Below are 26284 nucleotides of genomic sequence, written 5' to 3'. Positions count from 1 at the left end.
GAAGATTATTAACAAACTTCCAAGCCTTTTGTTTATTATTTTTTAATATTAAGGTTAACTAACTGTAACATTGAACGATTCATTTAAGATAGCTATGCCTTAAACCGTCCTATCAGGTAAAATTAACCAATTAAACGGCCAAGCTGCTCGCTATAAATTTCAGTTCACGCCCTCCCCTAACAAGCAATTTCACAGCTAAAAGGGTAGTTAAATATATTTTACGACCTTCTTCAATATCAAATAAGGTTACTATAGAAACAAGAAAGGTCCAGACATTCGTCTGGACCTTTCTATATAAAATAATCTATGATAGATTAATCTTCTTCTTTCGAAGCCAACAATTGATCGTACTCCTCGCGAGAGCCGACGATTAAATTGCTGTACTGACGGATACCTGTACCAGAAGGGATCAAGTGACCAACGATTACGTTTTCTTTCAAACCTAATAAGTTATCACGTTTACCTGCGATGGCAGCCTCGTTCAACACCTTTGTAGTCTCTTGGAAAGAGGCTGCAGAGATGAACGATTTCGTACCCAATGAAGCTCTTGTAATACCTTGCAACAATGGACTTGAAGTTGCCGGAATTGCTTCACGAACTTCAACAAGCTTTAAGTCACGACGTTTCAGGCTAGAGTTCTCTTCTCTTAACTTACGTAAAGAAACAATCTGTCCCGGACGTAAGTTATTGGAGTCTCCTGCATCAACGACAACTTTCTTGTCAAACAAGGAATCATTTTCTTCCATGAAATCCCATTTGTTAACCGCTTCTTTTTCTAAGAAACGCGTATCTCCCGGATCTTCGATGTTAACTTTTTGCATCATTTGGTGAACGATCGTCTCGAAGTGTTTATCGTTGATCTTCACACCTTGCAGACGGTATACCTCTTGGATACCATTCACAATGTAATGTTGCACCGCTGATGGACCTTTGATCGACAAGATATCCGCAGGAGAGATCGAACCATCTGATAATGGCATACCCGCTTTCACAAAGTCATTATCCTGAACAAGGATATGTTTAGAAAGAGGTACCAAGTATTTCTTGATTTGACCATCACGAGACTCGATAGACATCTCACGGTTACCACGTTTCACACCACCCAACGTTACCACACCATCGATTTCTGTTACAACAGCAGGGTTAGAAGGGTTACGTGCTTCGAATAACTCGGTTACACGTGGTAGACCACCCGTGATATCTCGTGTTTTACCTGTAGAACGAGGGATCTTAACAAGGATACCACCTTCTTTCACAGTCACACCATTAGCAACTGCAACGTGGGCGCCTACTGGGATATTGTAGGTACGAATAACCTCGCCTGATTTATCAAGAATCTTGATGGATGGGTTTTTCGTTTTATCACGTGTTTCAATAATTACCTTTTCTTTGTGACCAGTTTGCTCATCTGACTCCTCACGGAAGGTAACACCTTCAATGATTGCATCAAATTCAACTTTACCGGCAAATTCGGAAATAATTACTGCATTATATGGATCCCATTCCACTAATTTATCACCTTTAGACACGTTGCTGCCATCTTCAACAAATAACTGCGAACCGTAAGGGATATTTTGCTGGAACACGATTTTATTATGTGCATCGATAATCTTAACCTCACCAGAACGTCCTAAGACAACTTGATGTGTACCATTATCATTTGTTTGCGAAACAGTACGTACGTTTTCAAATTCGATTTTACCATCGTATTTAGAAATAATACTTGAATCAGCAGCAATGTTCGATGCCGTACCACCCACGTGGAATGTACGAAGTGTCAACTGTGTACCTGGCTCACCAATTGATTGAGCGGCGATAACACCCACAGCTTCACCTAACTGAACACGCTTACCTGACGCCAAGTTACGTCCATAACAACAAGCACAAACACCGCGCTTAGACTCACAAGTTAATACCGTACGGATCTCAATCCCTTCAATACCAGCTTTTTCGATAGTCTCAGCGATTTCTTCGGTGATATCTTCATTTGCAGAAACGATCAATTCCTCTGTATCTGGATGGAATACATCATGCAATGGCGTACGACCCAAAATACGATCGAACAATGGCTCAACAACATCATCATTATCTTTCAATGCTGTTGTATAAATACCACGCAAACCACCACAATCTTGTTCCACAACGATCATATCTTGTGCTACGTCATGTAAACGACGGGTCAAGTAACCCGCATCCGCTGTTTTCAATGCCGTATCGGCAAGACCTTTACGCGCACCGTGGGTAGAGATAAAGTACTCCAATACGGACAAACCTTCTTTAAAGTTTGATAAGATCGGGTTTTCGATAATCTCACCACCAGATGTACCTGATTTTTGAGGTTTCGCCATCAAACCACGCATACCACATAACTGACGGATCTGCTCTTTCGAACCACGGGCTCCAGAATCCAACATCATGTAAACTGAGTTGAAACCTTGATTATCATTCGAAAGAATATCCATAACGTGCGCAGTCAATCTGTTATTAATACGCGTCCAGATATCGATGATTTGGTTGTAACGTTCGTTGTTTGTAATGAAACCCATGTTATAGTTATTCATTACTTCTTCAACCTCGTTAGTTGCTTGTTGAATCAATTCAGCTTTCGCAGCAGGAATGTTCAAATCTTCCAAGTTGAAAGAAAGACCACCTTTGAAGGCTGTTTGATATCCCAATTCTTTCATATCATCCAAGAACTGTGCTGCACGAGCCATACCCGTAGTCTTCACAATCTCACCGATGATATTACGCAACGATTTTTTAGTAAGCAATTCATTGACAAAACCCATTTCATCAGGAACAACTTGGTTGAAGATCACGCGACCTACTGTTGTTTCTAACAAGGTATCAACGATGCTACCATCTTTTTGTCTAACTTTTGTTTTTACTTTAATCCAAGCGTGAAGGTCAATTTGCTTCTCATTTAAAGCGATGATAACCTCTTCAGCCGAATAGAAAGTCATATCTTGACCTCTTACGATATGATCGCCAGCAGTTCTACGGCCTTTAGTAATATAGTAAAGACCCAATACCATGTCTTGAGATGGTACTGTGATTGGAGAACCATTCGCAGGGTTTAAGATATTGTGCGCGCCTAACATCAAGATTTGGGCTTCCAAAACTGCAGCATTACCAAGAGGTAAGTGGACTGCCATCTGGTCACCGTCAAAATCGGCGTTGAACGCTGTACACACTAATGGGTGTAATTGAATAGCTTTACCTTCTACCAATGTAGGTTGGAAAGCCTGAATACCCAAACGGTGAAGCGTAGGTGCACGGTTTAGTAATACAGGGTGACCTTTCAATACATTTTCAAGGATATCCCATACCACAGGATCTTTACGATCCACAATTTTCTTAGCTGATTTTACTGTTTTTACAATACCACGCTCGATCATCTTACGGATGATAAACGGTTTGTAAAGTTCAGCAGCCATATCTTTAGGAAGACCACACTCGTGTAATTTCAAGTGAGGACCTACAACAATTACCGAACGAGCCGAATAATCCACACGCTTACCTAACAAGTTTTGACGGAAACGACCTTGTTTACCTTTCAAAATATCAGATAAAGACTTCAATGCACGGTTACCTTCTGTCTTAACAGCGTTCACTTTACGTGAGTTGTCAAACAAAGAGTCTACCGCTTCTTGAAGCATACGTTTTTCGTTACGTAAGATTACTTCAGGAGCTTTGATTTCGATCAAACGTTTTAGACGGTTGTTACGGATAATCACACGACGGTATAAGTCATTCAAATCCGAAGTCGCAAAACGACCACCATCCAAAGGCACTAAAGGACGCAATTCAGGTGGAATGATTGGAACGATTTTCACAATCATCCATTCTGGACGATTCTCGATATTTTCACGTGAGCTACGGAAAGCTTCAACCACATGAAGACGTTTTAAAGCCTCATTTTTACGTTGTTGCGAAGTCTCATTAGCAGCTTGGTGACGTAAGTCGTATGACAATTGATCCAAATCAATACGTTTCAACAAATCTTCCAACGCCTCAGCACCCATCTTAGCAACGAATTTTTGAGGATCGTTATCGTCTAAATATTGATTTTCTTTTGGTAGGGTATCTAAAATATCTAAATATTCTTCTTCAGTCAAGAAGTCCATGAAGTTGATACCATCTTCTTCCTTAATACCAGCTTGGATAACCACATAACGTTCGTAGTAAATGATCATATCCAATTTCTTGGTAGGAAGTCCCAATAAATAACCAATTTTATTAGGAAGAGAACGGAAATACCAAATGTGCGCAACAGGAACTACCAAGTTGATATGTCCCATACGCTCACGACGTACCTTTTTCTCTGTTACTTCAACACCACAACGGTCACACACAATACCTTTATAACGGATACGTTTGTATTTACCACAGTGACATTCGTAATCCTTTACAGGACCAAAAATACGCTCACAGAATAAACCGTCACGTTCCGGTTTGTAGGTACGATAGTTAATCGTTTCCGGTTTTGTAACTTCACCACTTGAGCGTTCCAAAATAGTTTCTGGAGAAGCCAAGCTGATCGTAATCGAAGTGAAGTTGCTTTTAATTTTATTATCTTTTTTGTAAGACATACTTATTCAAAAGTTAAAGCTTTATAAAGAAGCCTTGAAGGACTGAGCCCTTCAAAGCCCTAATTGCTTAATTAATCCAATGTGATATCTAGACCCAATCCACGTAGCTCGTGTACCAATACGTTGAACGATTCTGGTACCGATGGTGTCGGAAGATTGTTACCTTTTACGATAGCCTCGTAAGTTTTGGCACGACCAACCACGTCATCCGATTTCACAGTCAAGATTTCTTGAAGGATGTTAGACGCACCGAATGCTTCCAATGCCCAAACCTCCATCTCACCGAAACGTTGACCACCGAATTGCGCTTTACCACCCAGCGGTTGTTGTGTGATCAATGAGTACGGACCGATTGAACGTGCGTGCATTTTATCATCAACCATGTGACCTAATTTCAACATGTAGATTACACCCACTGTCGTTGGTTGATCGAAACGGTCACCCGTCAATCCGTTGTACAAATATGTACGTCCTGATTTTGGTAAACCAGCTTTCGCAACCCAATCCTGTACCTGATCCATTTCAGCACCATCAAAGATAGGTGTAGCAAATTTCACACCTAGTTTTTGACCAGCCCAGCCCAATACGGTTTCGTAGATCTGTCCCAAGTTCATCCGTGAAGGTACCCCGAGTGGGTTCAACACGATATCAACTGGTGTACCATCTTCTAAGAATGGCATATCCTCATCACGTACAATACGTGCAACGATACCTTTGTTACCGTGACGACCGGCCATCTTATCCCCTACTTTCAACTTACGTTTTTTAGCAACGTAAACCTTAGCCATCTGCACAATTCCTGATGGAAGTTCATCACCGACAGATACTGCGAATTTATCACGTTTGAACGAACCTAACTCTTCATTAATTTTAATGTTGTAATTATGAAGGGCCATTTTGATCAACTCGTTTTTATCTTCGTCAGTTGTCCATCCCATTGGGTTGATGTTGTTGTAATCTAATTCAGCTAGAATTTTTTGTGTAAACTTAGCTCCCTTAGCAACCAACAACTCTTTATAGACATTGTATACCCCTTGGCTAGTTTTACCATTCACAACAGTGAATAATTTTTCAACCAAACGGTCTTTCAATGATTTAACCGCTCTATCGTGAGCAACCTCTAGTTTCTCTAAAGTTTTACGTTCAACCTCTTTAGACATTTTCTTCGCACGCGAGAATAACTTCGTATCGATAACAACACCTTTTAATGACGGTGGAGTTTTCAATGAAGCATCTTTCACGTCACCAGCTTTGTCACCAAAGATTGCACGTAACAATTTCTCTTCCGGAGAAGGATCAGATTCACCTTTAGGTGTGATTTTACCAATTAAGATATCACCGCCACCAACTTCAGCACCGATACGGATAATACCGTTTTCGTCCAAATCTTTTGTCGCTTCTTCAGATACGTTAGGAATATCAGCTGTTAACTCTTCTTCACCACGTTTTGTATCACGAACTTCAAGTTCGAATTCTTCGATGTGAAGAGAAGTAAACCAGTCTTCTTTCGCTACACGCTCAGAAATTACGATCGCATCCTCAAAGTTATATCCTTGCCAAGGCATGAACGCTACTTTCAAGTTACGACCTAATGCCAATTCACCATTTTCAGTCGCATAACCTTCACATAACACCTGTCCTGGTTCAACTCGTTGACCTTTCTTAACGATAGGCTTCAAGTTCATACATGTATTTTGGTTGGTTTTCTTGAATTTGATCAATTTATACGTTTTGACATCATCATCAAATGATACAAGACGATCATCGTCGTTTCTGTCGTAACGGATTTTGATTTCATCAGCATCTACATATTCTACTACACCATGACCTTCCGCATTGATCAATGTACGCGAATCTTTCGCAACACGACCTTCAAGACCAGTACCTACGATAGGCGCTTGCGGACGCAATACAGGCACGGCCTGACGTTGCATGTTTGATCCCATCAATGCACGGTTGGCATCATCATGTTCCAAGAAAGGAATCAATGAAGCCGCAATAGATGTAATTTGGTTTGGAGCAACGTCCATATAATCAAGCATATTAGGCTCGATAATTGGGAAGTCACCCTCATATCTGGCTTTCACTTTCGCATCTTCGAAATTACCTTTGTCATCATACAAAGCATTCGCTTGTGCGATTGTTTTACCATCTTCATCCTCAGCAGATAAATATACAACCGGCTCATCAACCACAACAACCCCATCTTTTACCTTACGGTAAGGAGTCTCGATAAATCCTAAGTGGTTAATTTTCGCATGTACAGCCAATGAGGAGATCAAACCGATGTTTGGACCCTCAGGAGTTTCAATTGTACAAAGGCGACCGTAGTGTGTGTAGTGAACGTCACGAACTTCGAAACCTGCACGCTCACGAGAAAGACCACCTGGACCTAACGCTGACAAACGACGCTTGTGCGTAATTTCAGCAAGAGGGTTAGTTTGGTCCATGAACTGAGACAACTGGTTTGTACCGAAGAACGAATTGATTACGGACGAAAGTGTACGTGCATTAATCAAATCAGTTGGCGTAAACACCTCATTATCACGAATATTCATACGCTCACGGATGGTACGAGCCATACGCGATAGACCTACACCAAATTGAGCATATAATTGTTCACCTACAGTACGTACACGACGGTTTGACAAGTGGTCAATATCATCTACTTCGGCCTTAGAGTTGATCAAATTGATCAAATACTTCACAATTGCAATGATATCCTCACGGGTTAATACTTTCGTATCATCCGGAGTTCCCAACTTCAATTTACGATTGATACGGTAACGACCTACATCACCCAAATCATAACGTTTGTCAGAGAAGAATAAACGATCGATGATACCACGAGCAGTTTCCTCATCTGGTGGTTCAGCGTTACGCAATTGACGATAGATATGCTCTACCGCTTCTTTTTCTGAGTTGGACGTATCTTTTTGTAAAGTGTTATATATAATAGAATAGTCTGCATTGTTTGACTCATCATCTTTCGCTAAGATAATAGACTTAACGCCAGCTTCGATGATCAAATCAATGTGATCTTCTTCTAGAACAGTTTCACGCTCAAGGATAATTTCGTTACGGTCGATAGATACTACTTCACCTGTATCCTCATCCACGAAATCTTCTACCCATTTTTTCAATACCCTAGCCGCAAGACGACGACCAACATATTTTTTAAGACCAGATTTACTAACTTTTACTTCATCCGCTAAATCGAACAATTCCAAGATATCTTTATCCGAATCGTAACCGATAGCACGCAATAAGGTAGTCACTGGGAATTTCTTTTTACGGTCGATATACGCATACATGACGTTGTTTACGTCAGTTGCAAACTCGATCCAAGATCCTTTGAAAGGAATTACCCTTGCAGAATAAAGTTTAGTACCATTTGTGTGTCTACTTTGACCAAAGAAAACGCCTGGTGAACGGTGTAACTGCGATACGATCACACGCTCTGCACCATTTACCACGAAAGTACCTTTAGGAGTCATATAAGGGATAGTCCCTAAATACACATCCTGAACAATAGTTTCGAAATCTTCGTGTTCTTCATCATTACAAGATAACTTTAACTTAGCCTTTAAAGGAACGCTATAAGTCAAGCCGCGCTCGATACACTCTTGGATATCATAACGTGGTGGATCAATGAAATAATCCAAAAACTCTAGCACAAAAATGTTTCTTGAATCAGAAATAGGGAAGTTTTCCGAGAATACCTTGAACAGCCCTTCCTGATGGCGGTTGTCAGAAGTAGTTTCTAATTGAAAAAACTCCTTGAAAGATTCCAATTGCACATCTAAGAAATCTGGATATTCCAATACTTTCTTACTTGTTGCAAAGTTTATTCTTTCTTGTTGAATATTATTGTTTGCCAAGGGAATATGAATTTTAGTTTTAAAAAAACTGCGCTTACATTTATGCTGTAAACCACGTGTCCACTGTGCCCAGCATATACACAGCATAGTGGCGTATTGATATAAATAGGAATAGACTCTGACGAAAAATCGTCAGAGTCTAAACCTTTTCGGGCTAATTAGTTGAGATTATTTAATCTCAACAACAGCACCAGCTTCTTCTAATTGTTTTTTCAAAGCTTCTGCTTCGTCTTTAGATACACCAGCTTTTAATTCTTTAGGTGCTCCGTCAACTAAATCTTTAGCTTCTTTCAAGCCTAATCCAGCTAAATCTTTAACCAATTTAACTACAGCTAATTTTTGACCACCAGCTTCTTTCAAGATAACGTCAAATGAAGTTTTCTCTTCTGCAGCAGCAGCACCACCTTCAGCTGGAGCAGCAGCTACAGCAACAGCAGCAGCAGCAGGCTCGATGCCATACTCGTCTTTTAAGATATCAGCTAATTCTTTAACTTCTTTTACTGTTAAGTTAACTAACTGTTCAGCAAGTTGTTTTAAATCTGCCATTTTATTTTGAATTTTTGAATGTACTTTATAAAAATTGTTAATTAAATTGTAACGAATGTTTCTGTTCTAGAGGATTCGTTAACCTCTTTCTTCTAAAGCTTTTACTAAACCTGCAACAGTATTTCCTCCTGATTGAAGAGCTGAAATAACATTTTTCGCAGGAGATTCCAAGGCTGCGATAACGTCCGCAATAAGTTCGTTTTTAGATTTAAGATTAACTAATGCAGTTAATTGATTATCTCCAACGAATGCAGTTGCTTCAATGAAAGCCGCTTTTAACAACGGTTTTTCACCCGATTTACGCAATTCTTTGATTAATTTCGCAGGTGCGTTAGCGACTTCTGAAAACATCATTGTAGACGCTCCTTTAAGCGTTCCAAAGATTTCTTCTTCATCAACACCAGCTTCGATTAATGCTTTCTTGATTAAAGTGTTTTTTACAGCTTTAATTTCGATGCCTTGTTCAAAACATTTACGACGAATGTTATTCACTTTTTCAACTGACAATTCAGCAGTATCGGTAATGTAGAAGTTACCGTAAGATTTAATCTGTTCGGCCAAAGCTAGAACAATTTCTTGTTTTTCTTCTTTTCTCATGATTAAATACCTGCTACTGATTTAGTCTCAATATGAATACCAGGACTCATAGTTGAGGAAATGTGAATACTTTTAAAGTAAGTTCCTTTAGCTGCAGATGGTTTCAAACGAGCTAGAGTTTGTAATACCTCTAGTGCGTTATCATATATCTTATCTGCATCGAACGACGCTTTACCAATAGAAGTATGGATGATACCGGTTTTGTCAACTTTGAAATCGATCTTACCACCTTTTACATCTGTTACAGCTTTACCAACTTCTGTTGTAACTGTACCAGTTTTAGGGTTAGGCATCAAGTTTCTTGGACCTAAAATACGACCCAATTTACCAACTTTAGCCATAACACTAGGCATAGTAATAATGATATCAACGTCAGTCCAACCACCTTCAATTTTGCTGATGTAATCATCTAAACCTACGTAGTCTGCACCTGCCGCTTTAGCTTCTTCTTCCTTATCAGGAGTACATAAAACTAAAACACGAACAGTTTTACCAGTACCGTGAGGTAATGTTGCAATACCACGAACCATTTGATTTGCTTTACGAGGATCTACGCCCAAACGAACGTCGATATCCACAGAAGCATCAAATTTGGTCAATGAGATTTCTTTAACTAAAGCCGAAGCTTCTTTCAAAGAGTATGCTTTACCAGCTTCAATTTTGGATAGTGCCGCTTTTTGATTTTTTGTTAATCTAGCCACTTTTCTTAAATTGATTTCTTAATTAATTGTTCCAAGGAGCATTACCTGATACAGTAATACCCATACTACGTGCTGTACCAGCTACCATTCTCATAGCAGCCTCTACAGTAAATGCATTTAAATCAGGCATTTTATCTTTAGCGATTGTCTCAACTTGTTCCCAAGTGATAGCCGCAACTTTTTTACGGTTAGGCTCGCCAGATCCACTTTTTAATTTAGCAGCGTCTTTCAACTGAACTGCTACCGGTGGAGTCTTGATGATAAAATCAAATGATTTATCAGCGTAAACTGTAATGACAACAGGTAATACTTGACCTGGTTTGTCTTGCGTACGAGCGTTAAACTGCTTACAGAAATCCATGATATTCACACCTTTAGCACCTAATGCAGGTCCTACTGGAGGTGAAGGATTCGCAGCTCCGCCCTTAACTTGTAATTTTACTAACGCACTGACTTCTTTTGCCATTTTGTTTTGAATTTAATTTTGTTAAATGTCTGTTAGTAAGTTGGAAGCAAATAACGTAACATTCATCGGCCAGGACGTAACACCCCAACCGAGGTGCAAAGTTAATAAGAAGATTTGAATCCTGCAAGTATCTAACTTTTAATTTTTCAGGAATTTATGTTTTTTTTATCCCCACCTAGATCCGACATCCTATTACAAAAAAAATAATCTTAGCACTTTTCTAAAAATCAAGGCTAAAAAAATCGGTTTTAACGAAGTCACAACAGCGCTACTGCCTTTTAATAATCTTCAACACCTTATCCAATACCGGATCCTTCCCTTTTACAACATCATCAACATTTCGTACAATGGAAACATCCGGCATAACACCCCGTCCCGCTTCGTTTACATGATAATAAGGCTTCACGTCCATTAAGCCAAAGCGCCACCGTAAATGGGAGTTTGGCAGTTTCAGTACAGGAAGAACTCCTGCAACCGTACCACTAGCAGCCCCGCCAGTCTCTTCACCAAAGAAAACAGCACGTTTCCCAACTTTCAGATTTGTAGCAATCAAACTCGCTGCAGAAAAAGTCCCGCCATCGATCAATACAAATAAATCACCGCGATAGCGATTCGCTTTTGATTTTTCAATTTTGCTTCCCGTAAGGTGAGTATAATTTATCCCATCTTTGGAAAAGGTCTTTGTCCAAGATACTACAGCACTTGGTATAATAAATGGTGATAAAACGGGATAAGACCAGCCTGGCAATCCTTTTATCTGATAGAACGGCAACTTGAATTTTGAGGTGATCACTGCTGGCTGAACAAATTGGAACTTATCCGCTTCTACCAGATAGCTATATAATTCACGAACATCGGACAAACGTCCACCCAGATTGCCACGAAGATCCAAGATCAGGTATTGAACCGAATTAAGCTCCAGTCGATCAAAAATCCTTCGATAGGCTTCTTTTGGACGCCCATAGGAAAAGTCTGCCACCTTCAATAAAGCAATACTGCTATCGCCTTTGACAGGGAAAGAGAGCTGTTTGCTCATTCTTTTTAGATTGGCATTATAGCCGAATATCTTGCGCTGCTTTTTCGTATCGGACTTCTTTTCTATTGGCTTATCCTTCTTTTCCAAAGGCTTTTTATTCGGTTTTTCCGTATCCGCATGGCTTGTCCCGACCTTTCCCTTCTGTTCAGGTGCTTCAAATCTTCTGACAACAACCCGCTCATACGTACTATCGGCACGAGAAAACACCACAGCAATAGAATCGCGATACCCCAATTCCAATTGGTAATACCGCGGTAATAAACGTTCAAAAGCCTGATCTATAAATGTTGTATTATACCCATCCGAGGTAAAGGTTGGGCGATATTTTGTGTATAAATTTTGTGGCTGTATCCCTTCAATAGCCAGAATTTTTGATCCGACAATCAGCGTTGAATCTGCCGTTCCATTTTTTGAAAGATACAATGTATTTTCTTGCCAATGAAATCCTAATTGTGAGAAGGGTCCCTTACTTTTTTGGTAACGTACTTTATCTTTACCTTTCGGGTCAAATTTGGAAATAAGCGGGCTTAAGGTCATATGCCCCTGCCTGACTTGGGACAAAACAGCCGCTAATGCCAGCTGAAACTGGTTGGGTAGTAAGGGTTGACGCATCGTAGAACGGAGGCTATCAAACTTAGTCTTTAATTGATCTTCCCCTATATACAAAAACAGGTCCGGATGCATTTTCCATAAGTTATGCTCAACATAGTTGATATCTTGCTGCATAGCTTCCACTGCCAGGGGAGTTTCGATAAATCGATTATACTTCTCGACATTTGCACAGCTCAGCAATGTCAGCACATAAAACAATGCGAATAGATAAATACCTGGCCTTTTCATTTATGGTAAGATACAAAAAAAAAGCCTTCCAATTTTCATGAAAAGCTTTTCTCTATCGTTAATTACTAATCTTACTCTTTTTCTACTTGCATGTAGTTCAGTTCAAGTGGAGTCTTACGACCGAAGACTTTCACCATCACGATTAATTTCTTTTTATCTTCGTGGACTTCTTCGATCTCTCCAGTAAATCCATTGAAAGGACCATCGTTTACTTTCACTGTTTCACCCACATAGTAAGGAACGTTAATGGTTTCACCTTGTTCGGCCATTTCATCCACTTTACCTAAGATACGATTTACTTCTGCTTGGCGTAAAGGGACAGCATTACCAGCTTTATCTCCCAAGAAACCAATGACGCTATTGATATTTTTGATGATGTGCTCCAACTCACCGTCAAGAGCTGCTTCCAATAAAACATAACCAGGGTAGTAGTTACGTTCTTTAGCAACTTTCTTTCCATCGCGCATCAAGTAGTATTTTTCCATTGGAATCAACACCTGAGGAATCAAGTGCTCAATACCTAAACGGCTAACTTCGGCATCAATATATTGCTTTACTTTCTTTTCTTTACCACTTACAGCACGAACTACGTACCACTTTAAACCTTGATCTGCCATAAATAAATACGATTGAAAAATTAAGAAGCAATACCGTACAAGAATTCTAACCCTACGCTTGAAGCTTTATCCATCACAAAGACAACCAATGCAATAAGAAGAGACGCAACAAGCACAATAACAGCTGAACTTTGTAACTGAGACCATGTAGGCCAAGTCACTTTCTCAGTGATCTCTACATAAGAGTCTTTAAAAAAATCAAGTACTTTTGCCATTTTAGTTTATCTGTTTTTATAAGCACGGGCACCAGGACTCGAACCCAGACCAAAGGTTTTGGAGACCTTCGTTCTACCTTTAAACTATGCCCGTGTATTTCTTATTTTGTGATGCAAATATAGTGTTTTAAACCACTTTCTGCAAATCTTTTTTTACTTTTTTTTATTCTAATCCGATAAATCGCTTATCGAAAAAATAAGCTAATCAACCTCAGTCGATTAGCTTATTCTATGTGATTCTAAATCTTTATTAAAGACTAGATAATTTCAGTTACCTGACCAGCACCTACTGTACGACCACCCTCACGGATAGCGAAACGTAGACCTTTTTCCATTGCAATAGCAGAAATTAATTTCACGCTGATTGTAACGTTATCACCTGGCATAACCATTTCAGTACCTTCTGGTAAAGAGATCTCTCCAGTTACGTCAGTTGTACGGAAATAGAATTGAGGACGGTATTTGTTGAAGAATGGAGTGTGACGGCCACCTTCAGCTTTTGACAATACGTAAACCTCAGCTTTGAAATGATCGTGAGGAGTTACTGAACCTGGTTTACAGATAACCATACCACGTTTGATATCAGTTTTCTCAATACCACGTAACAATAAACCTACGTTATCACCAGCCTCACCGTAATCTAAGATTTTACGGAACATCTCAACACCTGTTACTGTAGATTTCAAGTTTTCAGCACCCATACCTAAGATCTCAACTGGATCACCAGAGTTGATTACACCTCTTTCGATACGACCTGTAGCAACTGTACCACGACCTGTGATCGAGAATACGTCTTCTACTGGCATCAAGAAAGGTAAGTCAGTCAAACGTGGAGGAATTGGAATGTAGTTATCTACAGCATCCATCAATTCCATGATTTTATCAACCCACTCAGGCTCACCGTTCAATGCACCTAAAGCAGAACCTTTGATTACAGGGATATCATCACCAGGGAATTCGTAGAATGATAATAACTCACGAACTTCCATTTCAACTAAGTCTAACAACTCAGGGTCATCAACTAAGTCAGTTTTGTTCATGAATACTACTAACGCAGGAACACCTACTTGGCGAGCCAACAAGATGTGCTCACGAGTTTGAGGCATAGGACCATCAGTCGCAGCAACTACGATGATAGCACCGTCCATTTGAGCAGCACCAGTTACCATGTTCTTAACGTAGTCAGCGTGACCTGGACAGTCAACGTGTGCATAGTGACGGTTAGCTGTAGAATATTCTACGTGTGCAGTATTGATTGTGATACCACGCTCTTTTTCTTCAGGAGCAGAGTCAATTGAATCAAATGAACGAGCTTCTGACAAACCTTTATCAGCCAATACTTTAGTGATAGCAGCTGTAGTTGTAGTTTTACCGTGGTCAACGTGACCGATAGTACCAATGTTTAAGTGTGGTTTACTACGGTCAAATTTCTCTTTTGCCATGTTTATGCGAATTAGTAATTATAAATTATTTCTATTTGTTATATACTCTTGCTTAACTTTACACAAGTACGAGCCAAAGATGGGATTTGAACCCACGACCTCTTCCTTACCAAGGAAGTGCTCTACCCCTGAGCTACTTCGGCTTACTAAAAAACCTTATTTACGTATTAATGCCCCCACCTTTAGATACATTATTATCAAAGAAGATAGAGACTAAATTTAATACTTGAAAAATTTGAGCGGAAGACGAGGTTCGAACTCGCGACCTATAGCTTGGAAGGCTATCGCTCTACCAACTGAGCTACTTCCGCTTAATAATTAGAAACTAGAGCAAATCTAACACCCTAATTAAAATAAAGTGTGGAGGGAGAAGGATTCGAACCTTCGAAGCCGAAGCAACGGATTTACAGTCCGTCCCATTTGACCGCTCTGGAACCCCTCCAGACCTGTAACTTTCGTTACATTTAGAGCCTCTTATCGGAATCGAACCAATGACCTACTGATTACAAGTCAGTTGCTCTACCAGCTGAGCTAAAGAGGCTTCTAATATCTTTATTTAAACTTACATTCTATCAACGTCTGACTAAGCATTTCTACCTTTTCAGCGAGTGCAAATATCGAATTTACTTTTGATTTCTGCAAGTTTATTTTTTATTTTTTTTCATTTAAAGAACTAAGCAAACTTTCGTTGTTTTGAACCGTTGTTCCCTTGTTTGCTGATGCAAAGATAGACACAAAACTCACTTTACAAAAATATTTGTCAAAAAAAAAAGACAGTTTTCGGCAATTATACTGATATGCAGCACAATAATTTTTGATTGCATATTTACCTGTTTTGGTTATTTGGCTAATATACTATCTTTGGGCATGCAAATTTTACCGCAATCACTTTCAAAACTTACCCGATACTCCGTACTATTCACGGTATTTTTAGTAGGATCGGCCGAATTGAAAGCTCAAAATATTATTCAAAAATTGAGTAAAAAATTTCTTTCCTCCGAAAGAGATTCTACACGCTCCGGTAGTTTTATGGTTTTACCGGCCGTTGGTTATGCGCAGGAAACAGGCGTCGAATACGGCCTGGCAAGCGCTTATAATTTTTACCTGGACAAATCTGATCCCAAAATCCGCACCTCCACCGTCATGGTCATGGGAACCTTTACATCCAATAGTCAGTCTAACTTCAAGCTGCAGACAGATCTTTGGACCAAAAACAACGATTATCATCTGATCAGTGAAATACGCTACCGCAATTGGCCCTTTAACTATTATGGCGTCGGTATGGACACCTGGAAGGCAGATGAAGAACGCATTGATCAAAAATTATTTCGCGTCAAACTCGAAGCTGAGAAAAAAGTCAGCAATAACCTCTATTCGGGTATCAACATTCAATACGACAACTTCACCATCCGTAGCGATAGTGCCGATCGCATTTTCAATCATTCCGATCTTATTGGAAAGCATGGTGGGCAACAGTTACTCGTAGGTCTCTCACAATTGTTTGATAATAGGGACAACGTTTCTTATACAACAAGGGGGTATTATGCTAAATTGCGGCTGGCCTATGCTCCAAAGCTATGGACAAGTACTGATTTTACGGGGGCAAACCTCGACGTGGATCTGCGTGGCTTTATTCCCCTGCACAACCAAGTCACGCTAGCCCTGCAAGGAATTTTTCGCTCCACATTTGGAAAAACCGTACCATTTTACAACTACCGTGAGCTCGGTGGAGACATGATGATGCGCGGATATTACCTCGGACGTTATCGCGACAAAAATTACCTTGCCTCGCAGGCTGAACTCCGTTATCGCTTTCATCCACGCTTTGGCATTGTTGGATTTTCAGGGCTCGGATCGACCTTTTCCAAGGAAAATAGCAGCCGATATGTCGCAAGTTATGGCGGTGGCTTAAGATATTTCTTTAGTCTCGAACACAATAGCAGTATACGCTTTGATTATTCCTTTGGTGAACAACGGCCTGGAGAAAAACGACAATCGGGTTTCTATCTGTCCCTAAGTGAAGCTTTTTAATAAACAAGAGCATCCATAAATATATGGATGCTCTTGTTTATTCTTGCCGAATGACAGCTACCTGTTCCTCTTCGCTCTCCTCTCCTGTATCCTTAAACTTCAGATAAAATATTTAATGCCTTAGGGAACGTGGCCAATGACTGCCTATCGACAGCAAAAAAATGGTCGAAACAGTAGCCTAAAATCGTATCAGAAAATGCTCTTTTCGTTGTTCTTTTCTAAAGTAAACCAACCCAATTCGGTATAGATCTATGGTAACCACAACACGATTATCCTGTTTCAGCTTGTTCCAGTAGGCTTCCCTTTTCGCTGACACATGGGGTTCGTTTATAATCAATAGATCTCGATCGCCAACATTTTCTAAAAAATTCAGGTCAAGATCCTCCAGGTCAATATAATAAATATGTCGGTACGCATAGCTCCCACATTGGTCCTGCAAAAGATTCCGATAGCTTTCGAGCGGACAATCGGCCCAATAGCTAAAATTGTCGTAAGCAAATGTCTTTAATAGTCGATCGATTAATGCATACTTTTTCTGTTCTAGCTTGCTTCCGTTTTGAATAGTTTGCGGTAATTCTGAAACGCTCGCTTTGGATGCCCTTCGATAGATCACTTCGTCAACCAATTTATAAACAAAAGGAGAATGGGTCCCATGGCGACTATGGGATACAAAATAATGCCGCCAATACTTAAGCATGTAGTTCATTTCGCTGCAAACATCGCTAAATTTTATGATTTTTCACATGGAACATTAGGTTTTTTGCTACCCAGGAATACATGCTATTAAACTGGAAAAATAACAGACCAGAAGAAATATGCCTGCTAAAACTGAAGGACAAAAACACTTCCCTCTCCCTCCGTGCTATTGAGAAAAATAGTCCCTTTGTGCAATAGCATGATCTGTTTGCTTAGGGTAAGGCCGACACCTGTGCCCGTTTTCTTTGTTGTAAAAAATGGCGTGAAGATCTGCTCCTGAAGGTCGGCAGGAATCCCTGCCCCGTTATCTTCAATCCGGATCTGCACCTTGCCGTCCACTTCAAGAGCAGATAAACTTATATAGGCTTCTTCCCTATTTTTAACCGCATCTATCGCATTCAACATTAAGTTAATAATAACCTGTTCGATCAAATTGACGTCGGCAGATAAAATGAGCCTTGTATTTTTCAGGATAATATCGACATCAATATTTTTCTGAATCAAGGTTGGTTCAAGCAGTTGATAGATATGTTCAAATAACTGCGAAATTTGAATCGGCGCTAGCTGCGGCTGATCGACTTTATTGATCATGCGATAACTCTTCGCAAAATGTAAAAGTCCTTCGCTACGGCGTTTTATAGTGGAAATACCTGTTTTTAGATCATCAATATCCTCAGCTCCTTTAAAATGGTCCAAACGACCGTTTAAGGTTTCAGCCAGTGAGCTGATTGGAGCGATGGAATTCATGATTTCATGTGTCAATACACGCAATAACTTGTGCCATGCCTTTGTTTCTGTCTCATCAATTGCTTCGTTGATATTTTGGTACACGACAATGCGAAACAAAGCGTCCTGTGTCTCAAAGCTTGAGCTCTGAATCAATAATTTTATTTTTCCTTTACTTGACTGAACGGACTCCATCTGCTGCTGTCCGTTTTCAAGTAACATGGTTTTTTCATAAAGATCATTGTTTTTTTTCTTCAACCCAGCGATGTTTCCGAGATGTGGCAAATGAAATAGTTGCTTAAAAGCCTCATTCACCCACATCACCTTTCCACTATCCATTTCGTAAAAGATAATTGCCGAATTTAGCATATTGATTACACGATCGAGGTATTGATGCTGAATTTCCTGCTTAATGCTGATCTCTTTATAGGTTTCGTTGATCTGATTAAAGGCCATAAAAAGCTGCCCCTCTACCGACTTGGTATTTTTCACCAGGAAACGTCTGGTAAAATCACGGTATTTGACCGCTTCGGAAAATTCAATCAGCTGTCTGGCCAAAAAATTATATTGTGCATATAGGTTAAAACCAAGGTATAGCATTATACAGAAGATCAAAGCCGCCTGTACATATTCCCTTTTAAGTAACAGATAAGCACTCACAAGTGCTGCTATCAGCAGTACTATAACCTTGATTGCATTTAAGATTTTTCCGTGCCTCATTGACTAAATATCATATTTCTCCAAACGTCTATACAACGCTGCTCTTGTAAGCCCTAATTCTTTTGCTGCTTTACTGATATTTCCGTTATAACGCTCGATTGCCGACTTGATTGCTTTACGTTCCAATTCTTCCAGATTCTGACTGCTCGGACTGGATTCGACAACTCGGTTATCTGTTTGCTGTTCTATTGGTGAGAAAAAGAGGTCATTTCCGGCAATACTGAGTTGATCAGCCATAATAACGGCACGCTCGATGCTGTATTGGAGTTCTCGGACGTTGCCGGGAAAATGATATGCACACATTTTTTTTACTGCATCCGTTTCGAAGCCTTCAATCCGCTTATTATATTTCTTTGAATAAATATCGAGAAAATGATCAGCCAATAGTTTGATATCTTCCCCCCTTTCACGCAATGGCGGCACCTGAATTTCAACGGTATTGATCCGATAAATTAAGTCTTTTCGAAAACGGCTTTCATCAGCGAGCTGTTTCAATGGAACATTGGTTGCTGAGATCAAGCGTATATCCACCGATATTGGTTGGTAGGAACCTAACGGTGTCACCTGTCTATTCTGTAGTACCGTCAACAATTTGGCTTGTTGCTGCAAAGAGATATTGCCAATTTCATCGAGGAACAAGGTCCCCCCATTTGCCGCTTCAAATCGCCCTTGACGGTCTTCACGTGCATCCGTAAATGCGCCCTTCTTATAACCGAAAAGCTCGCTTTCAAACAATGTTTCTGTGAGCGCCCCAACATCAACCTTAACATAAGTCCGATCTGAACGCAAGGATCTTCGTTGAATAGCTTGAGCAATCAGGTCTTTCCCTGTCCCATTTTCACCTAATATTAATATATTGGCATCAGTTGGCGCTATTTTTTCCAATTTATATTGCAGTTCGTCCATAACAACAGAGTTACCAATCAAATCAAGACTATTGGCACTACTGAGCAAGGAACTTTTACTTTTCTTTTCTTTATTTTTTGATTCAGCAAGAGCGCTTTCGATCGTTGCCAATAATTGTTCATTTTCCCAGGGTTTCACAACAAAATCTGATGCTCCCTGTTTCAGCGATTTCACAGCGAGGTCGACAGCTCCATACGCCGTAATCATAATGACATGTATCTGAGGAAACTTTTCTTTGATCCGGGACAACCAATATAATCCCTCATTACCGGTATTGATCGTACTTTTAAAATTCATATCTAAAAGTACCAGATCATAAGGCGTTTTCTCCAGATGTGCTATTAAGTTCTCGGGATTGGGTTCAACTTGTATATGACTGACTTTAGGTTTAAGCAAGATTCTTGCCGCAGTTAATAAATCCTGGTCATCATCAACGACTAAAATAGATGCTTTTTTCATACTTCCTGACTTCATTGAAGATACTAAGATAATTATAAATTCAACGAGCCTGCGTAATAATCATTGATATATTTTTGCAGCAGCCATTCATACTGCTTGACGACCAATTGAATCTGACTGTTGTCAAATTTGTTTTTTGCCGTTAAAAAAATCACTGAATTACTGTTTCCTAATTCGAAAACAACTTTGGCTATGCGAAAAGACTCCGCGTAGTTTTCATTTTGACTACGTAATTGTGTAATCATGTTACTCGCATTCTGTAGATTAAAAACCGCATTGGACGTCGCCGATCGTAAGACATTTTGTTGGATCTCTTTTTGAAATTTAGCAGCTTGTAGATCTAATTTTGCCAGGCGGACGTTGTTATATACTTGCAAATGATTAAAAATGGGAATTGAGAGATTTAGAGAAATAGACTTTCCCACGTTATTACGCATTTGGGACCAATACGTTCCTTGAATCCCCAATTTCGAATAATTTGATCCTAAGCCAGCGCTCAGACTCAAAGACGGATAATAGTATGATTTCGCAATCTTAATATCCCGCTCCGCCACTTTAATCCGATAATCCAAAGCTTTAATATCAGGCAATTGGTCGACAGCCATATCATATAATTGCTTCTCATCCAAACGCTGTCCTGTCTCATTTATTCCGATATTGTCCAATTCCCCTAATTGATTTTCAGCCATATTCAATAAGGCCGCCAGTTTCACCCGGCTGCTGTATAGTAACTGACGATTATTTTCAATCGTGTTGACATCATTTGCCAGTTGTCCTTTCAAATCAAAATAATCCCCAGGGTTAATTGCGCCTTCCTTATGCATGCTCTCCGCACGTCTGACCTGTTCTCGGGTTACTTCAGTTTGCATTTCGGATTGCCGCAATATATCCTGGGCAGTCAAGCTTTGAATATAAGCGGTAATAACGTCTAGTTTTAGGTTATTAATCTGCGTATCAAAAGTCAATTTACCAGCTGTCTTTGCATCGGCACGCATCCGAATTTCGTTAAATAGACGAAACCCTCTAAATAACGGCAGGCTGGCTCCCAAAGAAAAATTCCCTGTTGAGTTGTTGGATGAAATATATTGAAGGGTCGAGTTATCCTGCGATCGACCTGAGGTCAGGCTATGTTGTAGGCTCGCATCGACATCGGGAAGTCTATTCGCTTTCGCCTGAGCTAAATTCACCTCCGCACGCTTCACATCGAGTTCATTCTGCAATAAGGTTGGATTGGCCTTTATTGCCAACTGGATACACTCAGCTAAGCTCCGCTTGGCAATTTGTTTATCGTCGACCGCTGCAATTGTTGCTGTCCCCGACACTCTTTCCGTTAGTTGCTGCTCCGTCTGTTGCGCCCCTGCCTTAGCATAACTCAATAAAAAGCATAATGTACTATATATATAAACTCTCTTCATATCCATTTTTTATTTTCTTGCCGACCATCGCCATGCCAAACAACAAAAACACTAACTATCAAATAGATACAAAAAACATGTTTTCAAAAATGTTCATTAATGAACAGTCGGTGTGCGTAGTTGGACAATAGCAAAGTCAAACTGTATAAATAGAAGAATGATTCGAATCAAATTCGGCATTTATTCATCTATTCAATGGATATAAGTCGGTGCTTATTCGGTTTTTCTTCGGTTACAACCGAACAAGCACCGAAGGAGTACCGAACAAGTACCGAATAAGCACCGAGTAATCTCCGAATACAATAGCTATTGTCTTATACTGAAATAGATCGAAATCCTGACTTCTGAATAGACCTCTTTTGCCAACCTTCAGGACTAATCGATCATTATAGCTACGTCCTCTTAACCCATTTACGCTAGCAGAATAACCTTTGCTCCACCGGAACTAATGTGCATCACCGCAGCCAAATTATAGTTGCTCACAGCGCTTCAGTGGACGCCCTAAACAGCAAAAAACTTCCAGTTGTACGCCTTCGTACAAGAAGTGTCCGCTATCGAACACCAAGCTTAACACTCAACAAAATAAAAACCTACCAATCAGCAAATTACATTCTTGGCACAGCTTTCATAGTTACATACAAAATTGATATTAAATTATGGACAGACCTTTAGAAAAGAAGAAGTGGAATAGCAAACGTATCATGACTATTGTGGGGGTTGCTGGCTTAGTTGGATTGATCAGCGCCAGTTTCTATTTTACCTCCGGCAAAAGCAAACTGAATGTTGAAGCTGACCGCATCTCTATTGTCGAAATAAAAAACGGTAACTTTCAAGAATTTATCCCCATAAATGGCACAGTGCTTCCCATTAGCAGTATATACCTCGATGCATCTGTAGGTGGACGTGTAGAAGAAAAATTTGTAGAAGATGGCGCTATCCTGAAAAAAGGGGATGCCATCATGCGTCTTTCCAATACCGATCAGGAGCTTACCCTGGTACAACAAGAAACGCAAGTGCTCAATCTATTGACACAGTCACAAATTGCGCAGACCAATGCACAACAAGCATCAATCAATAACCGCAACCAAATGGCTGATGTAGAACAGGCCTACCGGGAAGCGGAGCGGATCTATAATCTAAACAGAAAATTACTTGCCGAAAAAGCCATTGGGACACAGGAGTTCGAAAAATCAAAGAACGAATACAACTATCAAAAAGAACGGGTCAACTTGACCAAACAGATCCTGAAACAGGACGAAATCTCCAATGCGCAGAAAACCAATCAGGACAAACAAACCTACCAACGCACGCAGAGTGCATTGGAACTGATGAAAAGGAAAATTGGCGACTTGATTGTTAGGGCACCTGTTGACGGGCAATTGACCGCCTTCGATGCAGAGATCGGGCAAAATAAAAACGCAGGGGAACGATTGGGACAAATCGACGTCTTAACAGGATTCAAAGTGCGTGCTGACATCGATGAACATTATATCAACCGTATTTTCCCAGATCTACAAGGGGAGTTTTCTATCGGTGAAAAAACCTACAAACTCCGTATCAAGAAAGTCTATACACAAGTCACCAATGGCCGATTCCAGGTTGACATGGAGTTTATCAATGATGTTCCCAAAGGGATCCGCCGTGGACAGACTTTACAAATACGTTTGGCATTAAGCGATGAAACCAAAGCGTTATTGCTGGCAAAAGGCGGTTTTTATCAACAGACCGGTGGTAACTGGATCTTCAAATTGGATAAAAATGGAAGTACAGCATATCGTGTCGATATCCAATTAGGAAGACAAAATCCGGAATATTATGAGGTTATCAAAGGTCTACAACCGGGCGATAAGGTTATCGTATCGAGCTATGAGACCTACGATAAGGTGCAAGAGCTAAATATTAAAAAGTAACATCTAGCGGTTATCGAGCACATCAGATCTCTCGATAACCGCTTTTATCATACGACTTAATTATGATTAAAAACTTTATTAAAACCGCACTTCGCAACCTTTGGAAAACCAAGGGGTACAGCTTTCTTAATATTTTTGGATTGGCGGTCGGTATCGCTGCGGCATCGTTGATTTTTTTATGGGTTGAAAGCCAGTTGGGCTACAACGATAATTTTGCCAACAAAAAGAATATCTATGTTGTCAAATCAAAACAGATTTACGATGGTGCTACTTATGTATTCGAATCGACACCTGGACCATTTGCCCAAAGTGTAGCAAAAGAAATACCCGGTATTAAGCATGCCGTTCGCATGAGCTGGAATTCGCCCATGTTATTTTCTGTAGGAGACAATAATATATTTCAGACAGGGGTATATGCCGATGGCTCCATTGCAGACGTGCTTTCCTTGGAATTTTTGGAGGGTGATCGAAAGACCGCATTCGATCAGGTCAACAATATCGTATTATCAGAAACAGCTGCCCATAAATTATTTGGTAACCGCCCGGCATTGGGAAAAACCGTTAAAACAAACAATACTGAGCCATTTATTGTTGCAGGGGTAATCAAGGACCTACCCAAAAATAGCAGCTATGATTTTCAATGGCTGATTCCATTCAAAAAGTTTGAAGCTGGTCAGGATTGGTTGGAAAACTGGGGAAACAATGGTGTACAAACATTGGTTCAGGTCGAAGATAATGCCCATGTTGATCAGATCAACAAACAGATGATGGATTTTGTCAAACACAAAACCAATGGTGAAGTCACGTTCTCACAAAATTACCTCTATCCAATGGAACGTTGGATTACTTACAACCAATTTGACAATAGCGGAAATGAAATAGAAGGCGGTATTAAAAATATACGTCTATTTACCTTTATTGCTTGGGTTGTTCTATTGATTGCCTGCATCAATTTTATGAATCTCGCAACAGCAAGATCAGAAAAAAGAGCAAAAGAAGTGGGTATGCGTAAAGTTGTTGGCGCAAGCCGCAAATCTTTGGTGACGCAATTCCTAGGGGAATCGCTCGTATTGGCAACCATCTCTTCCCTGGTAGCCTTGTTGCTGATTTACATCTTTATCGGTCCTTTCAATGCAATGATAGGCCAAGAGCTGAAGGTTAATTTATCGGCACCTTTACACCTCCTTTTTCTGTTGGCAATTACCCTTGCCTGTGGCCTATTTGCAGGTAGCTATCCCGCATTTTTCCTATCCGCATTCAAACCACTAACGACAATTAAAGGTGCGAAGCAAAAAGCCGGAAGCGGAAGTCTTGTACGCAAAGGATTGGTGATTTTACAATATACGGCATCCGTCGTTTTGATTATCTGTACCATTATTATCTACCAACAGATTCAGCACAACAAGAACAGGGATCTCGGATTTGATAAGAGTCAGGTAATAACAACAGCGCTACAAGGTGATATGGCCAAACATCTCCCACTGATTAAAAATCAATTATTGGCAACAGGAGCTGTGCAAGAGGTCGGTGTCAGTGATATGAGTATACTCAATATCAACTCCAATACGTCGGGTTTTAACTGGGATGGAAAAGATCCAAATGCCAGTATTTTGATTGGCATGTTACGTTCTGATGAAGGTCTTATTCCTGCTTTGGATCTAAAGCTTTTTGACGGTAGAAACTTCCATCAAAATTTTGTAGGTGATAGCACCTCGGTTGTCATCAACGAAGCATTTGCAAAACTGATCAAAAAAGATGGCCTTGTGGCCGGTAATATCATCAGTTACGGTGAGGAAAAGTTCACCATCGCCGGTGTCGTCAAGAACTTCGTTTATAACAATGTGTATGCCGATCCTGAGCCGATGCTATTTTTACCAATGAATAGAGATAATGGCATCATGACCATCAAGACAAAGGCTGGAGTAGATTTACCAGATGCCATTCAACAAATTGAGAAGGTCATCGTCAAAAATAACCCGGGCTTCCCTTTTGACTATAAATTTTTAGATGATAGTTTCAATAATAAGTTTAAAGCTGAGCTTTTTGTACAGCAACTATCCAGTGTATTTGCACTGATGTCTATCATCATCTCCTGCCTGGGCCTGTTTGGTTTAGCCGCCTTTGCAACAGAGCAACGCGCAAAAGAAATCAGTATTCGTAAAGTCCTGGGGGCCTCTGTTTCGGGACTTATCCAAATGCTCAACCGTGAATTTGTTACGCTTATAGCGATCTCCTGTATCATTGCCTTTCCTATTGCATGGATCATTATGAGCAAATGGTTAACCAACTATGCACATCATGTAGAGATTTCCTGGACCATCTTTGTCATCAGTGCTGTGGCAGCAATTGTTATTGCCCTACTGACGATCAGTTCACAGGCATTTAAAGCGGCGATAGCCAATCCGACGAAGACTTTAAGAGATCAATAAACAATTAAATAAACAGAATTTAATAACAGAAATAATAACTGTCCAAGGCAATATCGCCA

Annotated in this window: 17 protein-coding genes and 5 tRNA genes; 3 read left to right on the top strand and 19 right to left on the bottom strand. The window is 40.1% G+C overall.

The features are described from left to right. Positions 1-314: 314 nt before the first annotated feature. The 15 genes from rpoC to AAH582_RS04335 all read right to left on the bottom strand — a co-directional run bounded on the left by rpoC (position 315) and on the right by AAH582_RS04335 (position 15474). A complete protein-coding gene (rpoC, locus tag AAH582_RS04405; RefSeq protein ID WP_046672238.1) occupies positions 315-4592 on the bottom strand; it encodes a DNA-directed RNA polymerase subunit beta' in 4278 nt (1425 codons plus the stop codon). 71 nt (positions 4593-4663) lie between these two features. After that, the gene (gene rpoB, locus AAH582_RS04400) at positions 4664-8473 is read right to left on the bottom strand and encodes a DNA-directed RNA polymerase subunit beta (protein ID WP_046672286.1); all 3810 of its coding nucleotides are present in this window, start codon (positions 8471-8473) and stop codon (positions 4664-4666) included. Positions 8474-8641: 168 nt separating this feature from the next. Continuing rightward, on the bottom strand, positions 8642-9019 hold the full coding sequence (rplL, locus tag AAH582_RS04395) for a 50S ribosomal protein L7/L12 (RefSeq protein ID WP_002992785.1): 378 nt from the start codon (positions 9017-9019) through the stop codon (positions 8642-8644). 78 nt (positions 9020-9097) lie between these two features. Then, the gene (gene rplJ / locus AAH582_RS04390; protein ID WP_046672239.1) at positions 9098-9616 is read right to left on the bottom strand and encodes a 50S ribosomal protein L10; all 519 of its coding nucleotides are present in this window, start codon (positions 9614-9616) and stop codon (positions 9098-9100) included. A 2-nt stretch (positions 9617-9618) separates the two neighbouring features. Beyond that, positions 9619-10317, bottom strand: a complete 699-nt coding sequence (gene rplA, locus AAH582_RS04385; protein ID WP_046672240.1) for a 50S ribosomal protein L1 — start codon at positions 10315-10317, stop codon at positions 9619-9621. Between the two features lie 22 nt (positions 10318-10339). Further along, entirely contained in the window at positions 10340-10783 is a 444-nt protein-coding gene (rplK, locus tag AAH582_RS04380) for a 50S ribosomal protein L11 (RefSeq protein WP_028072660.1), read from the bottom strand. Positions 10784-11051: 268 nt separating this feature from the next. After that, positions 11052-12659, bottom strand: a complete 1608-nt coding sequence (locus AAH582_RS04375) for a S41 family peptidase (protein ID WP_343321295.1) — start codon at positions 12657-12659, stop codon at positions 11052-11054. Positions 12660-12730: 71 nt separating this feature from the next. Continuing rightward, entirely contained in the window at positions 12731-13276 is a 546-nt protein-coding gene (gene nusG, locus AAH582_RS04370; protein WP_046672242.1) for a transcription termination/antitermination protein NusG, read from the bottom strand. 20 nt (positions 13277-13296) lie between these two features. After that, a complete protein-coding gene (secE, locus tag AAH582_RS04365; protein ID WP_028072657.1) occupies positions 13297-13491 on the bottom strand; it encodes a preprotein translocase subunit SecE in 195 nt (64 codons plus the stop codon). A gap of 23 nt (positions 13492-13514) precedes the next feature. Further along, a tRNA-Trp gene (locus tag AAH582_RS04360) sits at positions 13515-13585 on the bottom strand. 163 nt (positions 13586-13748) lie between these two features. Beyond that, positions 13749-14933 carry an elongation factor Tu gene (gene tuf / locus AAH582_RS04355; protein WP_046672243.1) on the bottom strand — a complete coding sequence of 395 codons (1185 nt, stop codon included), beginning with the start codon at positions 14931-14933 and terminating at the stop codon, positions 13749-13751. Positions 14934-15004: 71 nt separating this feature from the next. Continuing rightward, a tRNA-Thr gene (locus tag AAH582_RS04350) sits at positions 15005-15076 on the bottom strand. A 95-nt stretch (positions 15077-15171) separates the two neighbouring features. Next, positions 15172-15244, bottom strand: a tRNA-Gly gene (locus AAH582_RS04345). Between the two features lie 50 nt (positions 15245-15294). After that, a tRNA-Tyr gene (locus AAH582_RS04340) sits at positions 15295-15375 on the bottom strand. Positions 15376-15401: 26 nt separating this feature from the next. Further along, positions 15402-15474: transfer RNA gene (locus tag AAH582_RS04335), tRNA-Thr, on the bottom strand. 326 nt (positions 15475-15800) lie between these two features. Between AAH582_RS04335 and AAH582_RS04330 the strand changes: the two genes are divergently transcribed. After that, positions 15801-16964 (top strand): BamA/TamA family outer membrane protein, encoded by a 1164-nt coding sequence (locus AAH582_RS04330; RefSeq protein ID WP_343321294.1) that lies wholly within the window; start codon positions 15801-15803, stop codon positions 16962-16964. Between the two features lie 178 nt (positions 16965-17142). On the opposite strand, the gene AAH582_RS04325 is transcribed toward AAH582_RS04330, so the two are convergent. The 4 genes from AAH582_RS04325 to AAH582_RS04310 all read right to left on the bottom strand — a co-directional run bounded on the left by AAH582_RS04325 (position 17143) and on the right by AAH582_RS04310 (position 21886). After that, entirely contained in the window at positions 17143-17661 is a 519-nt protein-coding gene (locus tag AAH582_RS04325; RefSeq protein WP_046672245.1) for a hypothetical protein, read from the bottom strand. A gap of 125 nt (positions 17662-17786) precedes the next feature. Further along, positions 17787-19106: a sensor histidine kinase gene (locus tag AAH582_RS04320; RefSeq protein ID WP_046672246.1), complete on the bottom strand. Its 1320-nt coding sequence runs from the start codon at positions 19104-19106 to the stop codon at positions 17787-17789. A 3-nt stretch (positions 19107-19109) separates the two neighbouring features. After that, a complete protein-coding gene (locus tag AAH582_RS04315) occupies positions 19110-20471 on the bottom strand; it encodes a sigma-54-dependent transcriptional regulator (RefSeq protein ID WP_046672287.1) in 1362 nt (453 codons plus the stop codon). 32 nt (positions 20472-20503) lie between these two features. Next, positions 20504-21886 (bottom strand): TolC family protein, encoded by a 1383-nt coding sequence (locus AAH582_RS04310; protein ID WP_197083967.1) that lies wholly within the window; start codon positions 21884-21886, stop codon positions 20504-20506. Between the two features lie 656 nt (positions 21887-22542). Between AAH582_RS04310 and AAH582_RS04305 the strand changes: the two genes are divergently transcribed. Both AAH582_RS04305 and AAH582_RS04300 read left to right on the top strand, forming a co-directional pair. Further along, entirely contained in the window at positions 22543-23796 is a 1254-nt protein-coding gene (locus AAH582_RS04305; RefSeq protein WP_046672247.1) for an efflux RND transporter periplasmic adaptor subunit, read from the top strand. A gap of 62 nt (positions 23797-23858) precedes the next feature. After that, entirely contained in the window at positions 23859-26225 is a 2367-nt protein-coding gene (locus AAH582_RS04300) for an ABC transporter permease (protein WP_343321293.1), read from the top strand. The last annotated feature ends 59 nt before the right edge of the window (positions 26226-26284 follow it).

The sequence above is a fragment of the Sphingobacterium multivorum genome, assembly GCF_039511225.1.
Taxonomy (GTDB): domain Bacteria; phylum Bacteroidota; class Bacteroidia; order Sphingobacteriales; family Sphingobacteriaceae; genus Sphingobacterium.
The sequence above is the reverse complement of the archived record's forward strand: the minus strand, read 5'-3'. Positions and strand labels throughout refer to the sequence as shown.